At 70.5% G+C, this 12,103-nt stretch carries 1 protein-coding gene (running past one end of the window); it reads left to right on the top strand.

Annotated features, from left to right (window positions below; genetic code table 11):
• Positions 1-12,103, top strand: the 3' end of a protein-coding gene (locus A5773_RS22815; RefSeq protein ID WP_082948353.1) for a non-ribosomal peptide synthetase. It extends 19,031 nt beyond the left edge of the window; the window shows 12,103 of its 31,134 coding nt (coding positions 19,032-31,134); the start codon falls outside the window, past its left edge; its stop codon occupies positions 12,101-12,103.

Below are 12,103 nucleotides of genomic sequence, written 5' to 3'. Positions count from 1 at the left end.
CGGCATCGACGTGGAGGGCCACGGCCGCAACGAGGACCTGGGCCGCGACCTCGACCTGTCCCACACCGTGGGGTGGTTCACCGCCAAGTACCCGGTGTCTCTGGCCACGGGTGAATTGCTCTGGGCGCAAGTCGTTTCCGGAGACCCGGCGTTGGGCGCGGTGCTCAAGGACGCCAAGGAGCAACTGCGCGCCCTTCCGGATTCGCTGACCTACGGGTTGCTGCGCTACCTCAACGCCGACGCCGACCTTGACAGTCCCGACCCGACGATCGGGTTCAATTATCTTGGGCGCCAAGGCGGATCGGTTGAGCTCTCCGAGGAGATGTGGCGACCCGTGCAGGGGTCGGTCACCGCGGCCGCCGCGGCGATACCCATGCCGCTGATGCACACGCTGGAGCTCAACGCGGCCACCGTCGACTCCGAGGCCGGCCCCCGGCTGCACGCCAATTGGACGTGGGCGCCGTCGACGCTGGACGAGGACCGAGTCACGCGGCTGAGCCGGCTGTGGTTCGAGGCCCTGGCCGGAATCTGCGCCCACGTGCGTTCCGGTGGCGGCGGTTTGACGCCGTCGGACGTCGCGCCCGCTCGCCTGAGCCAGAAGCAGATCGACCAGCTGCAGCGGCAATGCCACATCGCCGACGTGCTACCGCTGACCCCGGTGCAGCAGGGGCTGCTGTTCCACGCCAACACCGTGCAGGGGGCCGGACAGGATTCCGGCGACCTCTACGCGGGACAGCTCGACATCACGGTCAGCGGCCCGCTCGACCCTGACCGCCTGCGTGACGCCGTGCACGCGATGGTCAAGCGGCATCCGAACCTGGTGGCCCGATTCTTCGACCAGTTCGACGAGCCGGTGCAGGTCATCGCCACCGATCCGGCGGCGGCCTGGCAGTACCTGGAACTGGACGGCGACCCCGACATCGAGGAGCGGGTGGCGCGGCTCTGCGCCGCCGAGCGCGCCGCCGTGTGCGACCTTGCCAACCAGCCGCCCTTCCGGGTGGCCTTGATCCGCACGGCGCCGGACCGGCACCGGCTGGTGCTGACCAACCACCACATCGTCCTCGACGGCTGGTCGATGCCGATCCTGCTCCGCGAGATCTTCGCCGGCTACTACGGCCAGCGACTGCCCGCGGCCGCTCCCTACCGCGGCTTCGTCAGCTGGCTGGCCGCCCGCGACCGCGACGCCGCCCGCGCCGCCTGGGGCGAGGTGTTCGCCGGCTTCGACGCCCCGGCCTTGGTCGGTCGCCAGGACAGGCTCCAGCCGGGGGAGCAAGGCGTTCAGACGTTCGGGCTGCCGGCCGACCTCACCCGGGCCGTCGGCGAGCTGGCCCGCTCGTGCCACACCACCGTCAACACGGTGCTGCAGGCGTGCTACGCCCAACTGTTGTGCTGGCTGACCGGTCAGCACGACGTCGCGTTCGGCACCACGGTCTCGGGCAGGCCGGCCGAGGTCCCCGGTGCGGACTCGATGGTCGGCCTGTTGATCAACACGGTGCCGGTGCGGGCGAACATCACCCCGACGACCACCGCCGCCGACCTGCTCGAGCAGCTGCAGGCCGCCTACAACCACACCCTCGACCATCAGCACTTGGCGCTCAACGAGATTCACCGCATCGCCGGTCAGGACAAGCTGTTCGACACCCTGTTCGCCTTCGAGAACTATCCGATCGACGCCGCGGCGCTGGCGGGTGACCAGGAGCTGTCCATCACCGACATCGCCAGCCGGGAATCCACCCACTACCCGCTGACGATTCAGGCCCAGCCGGGACACGAACTGCGCCTGCGCGTCGAATACGACACCGACGTTTTCGACACGGACGCCATCGGGACGCTGATCGAGCGGCTGCGCCGGGTGCTGGTGGCCATGACCACCGACCCGGGGCGGCGGCTGTCGGCGACGGACGCGCTGGACGCCGACGAACACCGCAGGCTGGACGAATTCGGCAACCGCGCGGCGCTGTCCCAGCCGTGGGCCCCGGCGTCGATTCCGGGGTTGTTCGCGGCGCAGGTGGTGCGTGCGCCGGGGGCGGTGGCGGTGCGGTGTGCGGGTCGTTCGTTGTCGTATCGGGAGTTGGATGAGGCGTCGAATCGGTTGGCGCATGGGTTGATTGCCCGGGGTGCGGGTCCGGGGGAGTCGGTGGCGGTGTTGTTGGACCGCTCGGCCGAGGCGATCGTGGCGATCCTGGCGGTGCTCAAGAGCGGGGCGGCATATTTGCCGATCGATCCGGGGTTGCCCGAGGCGCGCATCGAGTTCATGTTGACCGACACCGCGCCGGTGGCCGCGGTGACCACGGTCGCGCTGGCCGACAAGCTGGCCGGGCATGTGTTGCCGGTCATCGACGTGCACAGCCCCGCACTGCAGTCGCAGCCCGCCACGGCGCCCCCGGGCCCGGATCCTGAGGATGTCGCGCACATCATCTACACCTCGGGGACCACCGGGGTGCCCAAGGGGGTGGCGGTCAGCCACGCCAATGTGACCCGGTTGTTCGACGCCCCGGCGGTGGGGGTGGCGTTGGCGCCCGGGCAGGTGTGGACCCAGTTCCATTCGTATGCGTTTGATTTCTCGGTGTGGGAGATCTGGGGGGCGCTGCTGCACGGCGGGCGACTGGTGGTGGTCCCGGAGGCCGTGGCGCGCTCGCCGAAGGATTTTCATGCGTTGGTGGTGGCCGAGAAGGTGACGGTGTTGAGTCAGACCCCGGCGGCCGTTCGCATGCTGTCACCGGAAGGCCTGGACTCCGCGGCGCTGGTGATCGGCGCGGAGCCCGTACCCCCGGAGCTGGTGGACCGCTGGGCACCAGGGCGGGCGATGATGAACGTCTACGGCCCGACCGAGAGCACGATCTTCGCGTCCATGAGCACCCCGCTGACCGCGAAATCCGGTGCGCCGCCGATTGGTTCGGCGGTGCCAGGGACAGGACTGTTCGTGCTGGACGGCTGGTTGCGGCCCGTGCCGGTCGGGGTGATCGGGGAGTTGTATGTCGCCGGGCGCGGGGTGGGCCTGGGATACGTGCGCCGGCCCGACTTGACCGCATCGCGGTTCGTGGCCTGCCCGTTCGGCGAGCCCGGACAACGGATGTATCGCAGCGGGGACCTGGTGCGCTGGGGCACCGACGGCCAACTGCAGTACGTCGGACGCACCGACGAGCAAGTCAAGATCCGCGGTTACCGCATCGAGATCGGCGAGATCCGCTCGGCCCTCGCCGCTTTGGACGGCGTCGACGAAGCGGTGGTCGTCGTCCGCGAGGACCGCCCCGGCGATAAGCGACTAGTCGGCTACATCACCGGAGCCGCCGAGCCGGCCACAATGCGCGCCGCGCTGGCCGAGCGGCTGCCGGGCTACATGGTCCCGGCCGGGATCGTGGTGCTCGAGGCGCTACCCGTGACGGTCAACGGCAAACTCGACACCCGCGCCCTCCCCACTCCCGAATACACCGCCTCGGGCTATCGCGCCCCCACCAATCCCACCGAGGAGATCCTGGCCGGGATCTACGCCCAGGTGCTCGGGGTCGATCGCGTCGGGATCGACCAGTCGTTCTTCGACCTGGGCGGCGACAGCATCCTGGCGATGCGTCTGATCGCCGCGGTCAACACCGACCTAGACGAGTACCTGTCGGTGCGCGCCGTGTTCGAGGCGCCCACCATCGCCCAGCTGGCACCCCGGATCGGGGAGGGCGCCGGCCGGCTCGAGCCGTTGGTGGCCGGCCCCCGGCCGGCGGTCGTCCCGCTGTCGTTCGCCCAGAGCCGGCTGTGGTTCCTGGACCAATTGCAAGGCCCGTCACCGGTTTACAACATGGCGGCGGCAATGCGCCTGCGTGGTCGGCTCGACGCCGACGCGCTCGGTGCGGCGCTGGCCGACGTGGTGGCCCGCCACGAGAGCCTGCGCACCGTGTTCGCCGCGCCCGAGGGAACGCCCCAGCAGGTGGTCATCCCCGCGGAGCGAGCCGATTTCGGCTGGCAGGTCGTCGACGCCAGCGGCTGGTCGGCGGGCCGGCTGGACGAGGCCGTCAAGGCCGCGGCACGCGGCACCTTCGACCTGGCGACCGATATTCCGTTGCGCGCCTGGGTCTTCCGCGTCGCGGACGACGAACACGTGCTGGTGGCCGTGGTGCACCACATCGCCGCCGACGGCTGGTCGCTGCGGCCGCTGGCCGCCGACCTCGGCGTCGCGTACGCCAGCCGATGCGCGGGGCAGGCCCCCGAGTGGGACGAATTGCCGGTCCAGTACGTGGATTACACGTTGTGGCAGCGCGCCCAGTTCGGCGACCTGAAGGACAGCGACAGCCGCATCGCCGCCCAGCTGGCCTATTGGGAAGAGGCCCTGGCCGGCATGCCGGAGCGGTTGCAGTTGCCCACCGACCGCCCCTACCCGCAGGTGGCCGACCAGCACGGGGCTACGGTGGCGATCGACTGGCCGGCCGACTTGCAGCAGCAGATTTCGGCGGTGGCCCGCGAACACAATGCGACCAGCTTCATGGTGGTGCAGGCCGCTCTGGCGGTGCTGCTGGCCAAGCTGAGCGCGAGTAGCGATGTGGCGGTGGGCTTTCCGATCGCCGGGCGGCGCGACCCCGCACTCGACGACTTGGTCGGATTCTTCGTCAACACCCTGGTGCTGCGCGTCGACATGTCCGGCAACCCCACCTTCACCGAGCTGTTGGACCGGGTGCGCGCGCGCAGCGTGGAGGCCTTCGAGCATCAGGACGTGCCCTTCGAGGTGCTGGTGGAGCGCGTCAACCCGACCCGAAGCCTCACCCATCACCCGCTGATTCAGGTGATGCTGGCTTGGCAGAACTTCGGCGGGCAGGACAACGACCCCGCGACCGGGCTGGCCCTGGGCGACGTTCGGGTCACCCCGATACCGCTGGACACCCAGGTCGCCCGCATGGACCTGACCTTCTCGATGACCGAGCGCTGGACCGAGACCGACGAGCCCGCCGGGATCGGCGGGCGGGTGGAATTCCGCACCGACGTGTTCGACGCGGACAGCATCGAGACACTGGTCGGGCGCCTGCAGCGGGTGCTGGCGACGATGACCACCGATCCCGCCCGCCCCGTGTCGTCGGTCGACCTGCTCGATGCGGATGAACGGGCCCGGCTGGACGAGATCGGCAACCGGGCGGCGCTGGCCGCGCCGGCAAACGCGCCGACGTCGATTCCGGAATCCTTTGCCGCCCAGGCGGCGCGCACGCCGGATGCGCCTGCGCTCAGCAGCGGTACCCGGTCGTGGACGTATCGCGAGCTCGACCAGGCGTCCAACAGGTTGGCCCACCTGCTGGCCGGCCGCGGCGCCGCCCCGGGACAGTGCGTGGCACTGCTGTTCGATCGCGCGGCCGAGGCGATCGTGGCGATCGTGGCGGTGCTCAAGACCGGGGCGGCCTATCTGCCAATCGATCCCGCGCATCCGGCCGCCCGGATCGGCTTCATGCTCGCCGACGCCACGCCCGTCGCGGTGGTCACCACCGCCGCCCTTGCCGACCGGCTCGACGGGTACGACGTGGCGGTCATCGACGTGGACGATCCCGCCGTCGACGCCCAGCCCGTCATCGCGTTGCCGGCGCCGAGCGCGGAGGACGTCGCCTACCTCATCTACACCTCGGGAACCACCGGGGTGCCCAAGGGTGTGGCGGTCAGCCACCGCAACGTGACGCAGCTGATGGCGACGGTGGACGCCAGCCTGCCGGACGCCGGCGTGTGGTCGCAGTGGCATTCCTACGGCTTCGACGTGTCGGTGTGGGAGATCTTCGGCGCGCTGTTGCGCGGCGGCCGCCTGGTGGTGATCCCCGACGCGGTGGTGCGATCCCCGGAGGACCTGCACGAGTTGCTGGTCGCCGAGCGGGTCAGCGTGCTGAGCCAAACCCCTTCCGCCGCAGCGATGCTCGACCCGCGGGGGCTGGAGTCGGCGGCCCTGGTGGTGGCCGGCGAGGCCTGCCCGACCGAGCTGGTCGACCGGTGGGCGCCCGGACGGGTGATGATCAACGCCTACGGACCCACCGAAACCACGGTGTACGCGGCGATCAGCGCGCCGCTTGCCCCCGGCTCGGCCGTCGTTCCGATCGGCTCCCCGGTCGCCGGGGCGGCGTTGTTCGTGCTCGACGAATCCCTGCGGCCGGTGCCACCCGGCGTGGTCGGCGAGCTGTACGTGGCCGGCGCCGGGCTGGCCCGCGGGTACTGGCGCCGGGCGGCGCTGACGGCGTCGCGGTTTGTCGCCTGTCCATTCGGCGGCCCAGGGGCACGCATGTATCGCACCGGCGACCTGGTCTGCTGGGGCTCCGATGGGCAGCTGCAGTACTTGGGCCGCGCCGACGAGCAGGTCAAGATCCGCGGCTACCGCATCGAGCTCGGCGAAATCCGCACGGCGCTAACCGGTTTGACCGGGGTCGCGCAGGCCGCCGTCATCGCCCGCGAGGACCGGCCCGGTAATAAGCGCCTGGTCGGCTACGTCACCGGTTCGGCGGACCCCGCCGAGCTACGCGCCCGGCTGGCCGACCGGCTCCCCGCGTACATGGTTCCGGTGGCCGTGGTGACGCTCGACGCGCTGCCGCTGACACCCAACGGCAAGCTCGACACTCGCGCCCTGCCGGCGCCCGAATACCGGGAGGTCGATCGCTACCGGGCCCCGAGCAGTCCCGTCGAGGAGACCTTGGCCGGCATCTACGCCCAGGTGCTCGGCGTCGAGCGGATCGGCGTCGACGACTCCTTCTTCGACCTGGGCGGCGACAGCATCTCGTCGATGCAAGTGGTGACGCGGGCGCGGGCCGCCGGTCTGACGTGCCGGACGCGCGACATCTTCGTCGAGCAGACCGTGGCCCGGCTGGCCCGCGTCGTCGGCGCCGCCGACGGCGACCCCGGCGCGACCGACGAGGGCATCGGGGAACTATCGGCAACGCCGATCATCCGGTGGCTGCAGGGCATAGAAAGGGCAGGCGGTCCGGTCGACCAGTTCAACCAGACGATGGTGGTCGAGGCTCCCGCCGGGGTCACCGAGACCGACGTGGTGGCGGTGCTGCAGGCCCTGCTGGACCGGCACGCCATGCTGCGGCTGCGCGTGCACGACGAGTGGTCGCTGACCGTGCCCGAGGCGGGATCGGTCGATGCCGCCGACCACTTGCACGCGGTGGACGTGTTATCGGACGCCGCCGTGACCGCGGCGCGCTCGCGGCTGAACCCGGCCGACGGGGTGGTGCTGAGCGCGCTGTGGGCGGTCTCCACCCGACAGCTGGTGCTGATCATCCACCACCTCGCCGTCGACGGGGTGTCCTGGCGAATCCTGTTGGAAGACTTGAACATTGCTTGGGCGCAGCATCGCGGCGGGCAGCCGGTGGCGTTGCCGCCGGGTGGGACGTCGTTCGCCCGCTGGGCGGCCCTACTGGGCGAGCACGCGCATGACCCGGCAGTGGTGGAGCAGGCCGGCGCCTGGCAGCGGATCGCGGCGACGCCGCCCGCGCTACCGGGGGTGCGCCCCGAGACGGACACCTACGAGACCGCCGAGCACCTGTCGGTGGCGCTGGACGTGGAGACCACCCGCACGCTGCTCGGAGAGGCGCCGGCGGCCTTCCACGCCGGCGTCAACGACATCCTGCTGATCGGTTACGCCCTGGCCTGGGCGGTGTTCCTTGGCGGCGACCTTCCCGGCGGCGGGCCGGTCGGCATCGACGTCGAGGGCCACGGCCGACACGAGGAACTCGCCGCCGGAGTGGACCTGTCACGCACGGTCGGGTGGTTCACCACCAAGTACCCGGTGTCCTTGGCGGTGGATCAATTGCCTTGGGAGCGCGTGGTTTCCGGTGACCCCGCGCTGGGCGCCGTGCTCAAGCAGGCCAAGGAACAGCTGCGCGCGCAGCCGGACCCCCTGACCTACGGGCTGCTGCGCTACCTGAACGACGATGTCGACCTGCACGGCTCCGACCCGGCGATCGGCTTCAACTACCTGGGCCGGCTGGGCGGCGCGGCCGCCGAGTTGTCGGACGAGTTGTGGCGAATCTCGCGAGACGGCTCGTCGGTGACCGGCACCAGCACGGCGGTGCCCATGCCGCTCATGCACACCGTGGACCTCAACGCGGGCACCGCCGAGACCGAGGCCGGCCCGCAGCTGCACGCCAACTGGACGTGGGCGCCCTCGGTACTGGACCGCGAGCAACTCGCCCGGCTGAGCGGGCTGTGGTTCGAGGCGCTGAGCGGTATCTGCGCCCACGTGCGATCGGGTGGCGGCGGACTGACCCCGTCGGACATCCTCCCGGCCCGTTTGCTCCAGCAGGAGATCGACGAGCTCGAGCGGCAACACCGGATTGCCGACGTGTTGCCGTTGACCCCCCTGCAGCAGGGTCTGCTCTTCCACGCGACCACCAGGCGGGGCAGCGGCCAGGATTCCAGTGACCTGTACGTCGTGCAGCTGGACATCAGCGTCACCGGCCCGCTGGACCGGGACAGCCTGCGCGACGCGGTGCAAACCGTCGTTGACCGGCATCCGCACCTGGTCGCCCGGTTCTGGGACCGGCCAGACGAGCCGGTGCAGATCATCCCCGCCAACCCGGCGATGGCATGGCGGTACGTCGAGCTCGACGGCCGCCAGGGCGCCGACGAGGGCATCGGGGAAATCTGCGCCGCCGAGCGCGCCGCGGTCTACGACCTGGCCGACCGGCCGGCCTTCCGGGTGGCCATGATCCGCACCGCGCCGAACCGGCACCGGCTGGTGCTGACCATTCACCACATCGTGCTCGACGGTTGGTCGGTTCCCATCCTGGTGAACGAGACATTCGCCAGCCTCACCGGGCAGCGGCTGGCTCCGCCGCCGCCGTATCGCCGGTTCGTCACCTGGCTGGCCGACCGCGACGCCGATGCCGCGCGGGCGGCGTGGGGCCGGGTGCTCGTCGGCTTCGACACCCCGACGCTAGTCGCGCCGCCACACAAGTTGGAGCTGGGTGCCCGCGGCCTCACGACGTTCACGGTGCCGGCCGAAACCACCCGGGCGCTCGGCGAGCTGGCCCGCTCCCACCAGACCACGGTCAGCACCGTGCTGCAGGCCGCGTGGGCGCAGCTGCTGACGTGGCTCACCGGCAACCACGACGTCGCGTTCGGCACCACGGTGTCGGGCCGGTCCGCCGAGGTCGCCGGCGCCGAGTCGATGGTTGGCCTGATGATCAACACGATCCCGGTGCGCGCCAACATCACCCCGGCGACCACCACCACGGAGCTACTGGACCAGCTGCAAACCGCCCACAACGACACCCTCGAGCACGAGCACCTGTCGCTCAGCGAAATCCACCGGATGACCGGTCACGAGAAGCTGTTCGACACGCTCTTCGCCTACGAGAACTATCCGCTGGAAACATCCGCGATGGCGGTCAACCACGAGCTGTCCATCACCGACTTCAACGTCTTCGAGCGCAACCACTACCCCCTGACGATGCAGGCCGCCCTATCCGGCGAACAACTCGGCCTCAGAGTGGAATACGACGCCGGCGTCTTCGACGCGCGCACCATCGAGGCGCTCACCGCGCGACTGCAGCGGGTGCTGGTGGCGATGACCACCGACCCGGCCCGGCGGCTCTCCTCGGTCGACCTGCTGGACGGGCCAGAGCATGCCCGCCTGGATGAAATCGGCAACCGGGCAGCGCTGACCCGGCCGACACCCCCGCCCGTCTCGATCGTGGAGCTGTTCGCCGCACAGGTCGCCCACCAGCCGGACGCCGTGGCGATCGGCTGGGGCCGGCTGTCCATGACGTACCGGGAGCTGGACGAGGCGGCGAACCGGTTGGCGCACCTGTTGATCGCCGAGGGCGCCGGCCCGGGACAGTCTGTGGCGCTGCTGTTTTCGCGTTCGGCGCAGGCGATCGTGGCCAGCCTGGCGGTGCTCAAGACGGGGGCGGCGTACCTGCCGGTCGACCCGGCCGCCCCGGCCGCGCGGATCAGATTCATGCTCCAGGATGCCGCGCCGATCGCCGCGGTCACCACCGCGGGACTGCTGTCGCGGCTGGACGGCAGCGGCGTGCGGGTCATCGACATCGAGGACCCGGAGATCGACGGCTATCCGCGCACGGCGCCGCCCGCACCCGCGGCGGACGGCATCGCCTACATCATCTACACCTCGGGGACCACCGGGGTTCCGAAAGGTGTTGCGGTCACGCACCGTAACGTGACGCAACTCATCGGCTCGCTCGACGCCGGCCTGCCGGCCCCGGGCGTGTGGACGCAGTGCCACTCGTACGCCTTCGACGTGTCGGTGTGGGAGATCTTCGCCCCGCTGCTGCGCGGCGGACGCGTGGTGGTGGTGCCCGAGTCGGTGGTGCGCTCACCGGAGGACTTCCGCGCCTTACTGGTCGACCAGAAGGTCAGCGTGCTGACCCAGACGCCGTCGGCGGTCGCGGCGCTGGACCCGGCCGGCCTGGATTCGGTGGCGCTGGTGATGGCCGGGGAGGCCTGCCCACCCGAGGTGGTCGATCGCTGGGCGCCGGGGCGGGTGATGGTCAACGCCTACGGCCCGACCGAGACGACGATGTGCGTGGCGATCAGCGCTCCGCTCGCGGCGGGCTCGGGAACGCCGCCGATCGGCTCGCCGGTGCCCGGCGCCGGGTTGTTCGTGCTGGACGGCTGGCTGCGGCCGGTGGCCCCCGGCGTAGTGGGCGAGTTGTACGTGGCCGGTACCGGGGTGGCCGCGGGATATCTCAAGCGCGCCGGATTGACCGGTTCGCGGTTTGTGGCCTGCCCGTTCGGCGAACCCGGGGCTCGCATGTACCGCACCGGTGACCTGGTGCTCTGGGGTGCCGACGGGCAGCTGGTGTATGTGGCTCGCGCCGACGAGCAGGTCAAGATCCGCGGCTACCGCATCGAACTGGGCGAGGTCCAGGCGGCGCTCGCCCGGTTGGACGGCGTGCAGCAGGCCGTGGTGATCGCCCGTGCGGACCGCCCCGGGGACAAACGCCTGGTCGGCTACGTCACCGGAACGGTCGATCCCGCCGAGGCGCGCACCGCGCTGGCCGGGCGACTGCCGGGCTACATGGTTCCCACGGCCGTGGTGGGACTCGACGCGTTACCGCTGACGCCCAACGGCAAGTTGGACACCCGCGCCCTGCCGGCGCCCGAGTACGCCGGCGGTGGATATCGGGCCCCGTCGAACGCAACCGAGGAGATCCTTGCCGGCATCTTCGCTCAGGTGCTCGGGGTCGAGCGGGTCGGTGTCGACGACTCCTTCTTCGACCTGGGCGGCGACAGCATTTCCGCGATGCGCTTGATCGCGACGATCAACACCAACCTGGTTGTCGACCTTGCCGTACGCACCCTGTTCGACGCGCCCACCGTCGCGACCCTGAGCCAGCGCCTGGGCACGGACACGACCGCCACCCAGGACGTCGTACCCATTCAGACCCTGAAGCAGGGCGCCGGCACTCCGTTGTTCTGCATTCACCCCGCGGGCGGCGTGAGCTGGCCGTATCAGGTGCTCGGCAGCTACCTGGACTGCCCGATCATCGGTGTCCAGCAGACCCGGCAGGGCGGGGAGACCGAACCGCGATCGATCCGCGAGATGGCGGAGAACTATGCCGACAGGCTGCAGGAGATCCATCCCTCCGGGCCCTACAACCTGCTGGGCTGGTCGTTCGGCGGGGTGATCGCGCACGAACTCGCGGTGGAGCTGCAGCGGCGCGGAGGCGTGATCGGCCGCCTGATCCTGCTCGACGCCCAACCCACCATGAACGGCGGTGGCGCCCCGCCCGAGGACGCGGTGGGCGAACTACAGCTGCCGGAAGCCTCGCGATCCAGGCGGCTTGTCGACCTGCTCTCCGAAAATCTTCGCCAGAACATCGACCGGTTCCGAACTCACCGGCCCGGCGTTTTCCAGGGCGACATCACCATCTTCTCCGCCGCGGGGGACGGGGCAGACCGCGATGGGTTCCTGTCCCAGTCGTGGCGGCCGCTTGTCTCCGGGGAGATTCTCACGTACTCCATCGACTGCGCGCACGACGACATGCTGACCCACGATTCGGTGGGGCTGTACGGACAGCGACTCAGGCATCTGCTGGTCCTCGCGGAGCGCCGGCTCGAACTGGCCCAGGGTGGTCAGCAAGCGGTGGCGTCGCGGGACGACAAGCTGCCCGGCGAGCGCGCCGGATAA

The organism is Mycobacterium sp. 852014-52450_SCH5900713 (assembly GCF_001667075.1).
Classification (GTDB): Bacteria; Actinomycetota; Actinomycetes; order Mycobacteriales; family Mycobacteriaceae; genus Mycobacterium.
Note: the sequence above shows the minus strand (reverse complement) of the source record. Positions and strands in the feature narration are given on the sequence as shown.